The 1,766-nt window shown below is 60.4% G+C and carries 2 protein-coding genes and 1 pseudogene; 1 reads left to right on the top strand and 2 read right to left on the bottom strand.

The features are described 5' to 3' along the window. On the top strand, nt 1–803 hold an 803-nt coding region (locus D6877_RS23315), incomplete at its 5' end, for a DUF3482 domain-containing protein (RefSeq protein ID WP_130912261.1). A gap of 12 nt (nt 804–815) precedes the next feature. On the opposite strand, the gene D6877_RS23320 is transcribed toward D6877_RS23315, so the two are convergent. Beyond that, nucleotides 816–1,346, bottom strand: coding sequence for a hypothetical protein (locus tag D6877_RS23320; RefSeq protein ID WP_129997850.1), 531 nt, complete (start codon nt 1,344–1,346; stop codon nt 816–818). 118 nt (nt 1,347–1,464) lie between these two features. Then, nucleotides 1,465–1,766 (bottom strand): annotated as a pseudogene (locus D6877_RS23325) (phosphohydrolase); the annotation flags it as partial.

Here is a 1,766-nt window from a genome sequence, read left to right on the forward strand (position 1 = left end):
GCGAGCGGCGCTTGTACGAGAGCCTCGCCCTGCTATTGGAAAACGCCCGGCCGCAGCTGGAGCGGTTGATCGCCGACCAGCAGGCGCAGCGCCTCGCGCGCCAGCAAAGTGCCGCGCGCCTGATTGCCGAATTGCTGATCGATTGCGCCGCGTGCCGGCGCAGTGTGGTCAGCGAAGCCGAGCAGGAACAGCAGGCGATCAGCGAACTGCGCAAAGCTGTACGCCAGCGTGAGCAGAAGTGCGTTGAGGCGCTGCTCAAGCTCTACGCGTTTCGCCCGCAGGACGCGGCGGCCAGTGACTTGCCGTTGCTCGACGGGCGCTGGGGCGATGACCTGTTCAATCCGGAAACCCTGAAACAACTCGGCGTGCGCGTCGGCGGCGGCGTTGCTGCCGGTGCGGCGGCCGGGGCTGGCGTGGATTTACTGGTCGGCGGGATTACTCTCGGCGCAGCGGCACTGGCCGGCGCGATTGCCGGTGGCGCGCTGCAAACGGCGCGCAGTTATGGCAGTCGCCTGCTCGGCAAGATCAAAGGCCAGCGGGAATTGACCGTGGATGACGCCGTGCTGCGCCTGTTGGCGTTGCGCCAGCGCCAGTTGTTGCTGGCACTCGATCAGCGTGGGCATGCGGCGATGGACAGCATTCAGGTGGCCACGCCTGTGGATAAAACCTGGCGCGAAGGCAAGTTGCCCGAGGCCTTGGGCAAGGCCCGGGCGCATCCGCAGTGGTCGTCGCTCAATCCGCAGGCGAAGTTGAACCAGGCGCAAAGGCAGGAGCAGGTTGAGGCGCTGGCGGAACAGATCTGATGCGGCGGATCATCAGCGCCATTTGAATTTTACGTAACTGGTACTCAGCTGCGAAACAAGCTTGCGATCCACGGCATCCTGATCACCATCGTTATCCACATCGAAACTGATGATCCAGTCCAGCGTTCCATCATTGTCGGTGTCGTAGTGGGAGGCGGTGTAGACGATGGTGTTGTCCTGAGGTTTGCCGGTGCCCTCGTGGAAATGCAGGCGCACCGTGTCCGGTGAACCGTCCTTGGCGAAATCCTCTGTGAAAATCTTCAGATACCGGTCCCAGGTATTACCACGATTGAACCAGTTGAGTTGCAGGTAGGTGTTGGCAAATGACTTGAGCAGGCGCTCGTCCTTGATATCTTCCTTGCCGTCGGAGTTTGCATCGCCGGCCTGGAAATCGACTTTTCCATCGGCGGTGATATCCAGTGCATAGGCGCGGTGCACGAGCGTGTCTTCAGCGCCGCTGCTTTCCTCGAAAAAATGCAGGAGCACGGTATCAGCTCTGTTGTTGGTACTCCGATCTTGGGCGGTTACTTTCAAATAACGCATACAGGTCAGTCTCGTGAGATGAGCGGACAATCAACCTAGCCCGTCCGTGCCGGATTATCTGCACGATTGTTCTTTTTATACCGTAGGACAATTCATCCGCACCGACCTTGCCTGTCTCTCAAGACAAAACGGCGCAGGCCTTGCGCTTCAGCACCGCAAGATCCATCACCGGCACTGCCTCCTTTTTGGCCAACTCATCCCAGCGCCGCATGCGCAAACTCAGCGCACACAACGGATCAGCCTCGAACGCATCCGCCTCAGCCGCGCTCATTACCCCGCCCTGATATTCCAGCGTCCTGCGACTCGCCTCACTCAACCGCGCGTAATAGCCCGGCTCGCGCAAGGTCAGATAGCGTTTGGCCTGGACGTGATATTCCACCAGTCGCGCCAGCCGTTCGCTGAAACCTGCCTCACGCAGAT

Origin of the sequence: Pseudomonas sp. Sample_9 (assembly GCF_004307535.1) — a bacterium.
Taxonomy (GTDB): Bacteria; Pseudomonadota; Gammaproteobacteria; order Pseudomonadales; family Pseudomonadaceae; genus Aquipseudomonas; species Aquipseudomonas mercuritolerans.

What these genes read in the sequence shown, in the direction of transcription:
- D6877_RS23320 (WP_129997850.1), bottom strand. Translation starts at nt 1,346, where the DNA reads ATGCGTTATTTGAAAGTAACCGCCCAAGATCGGAGTACCAACAACAGA.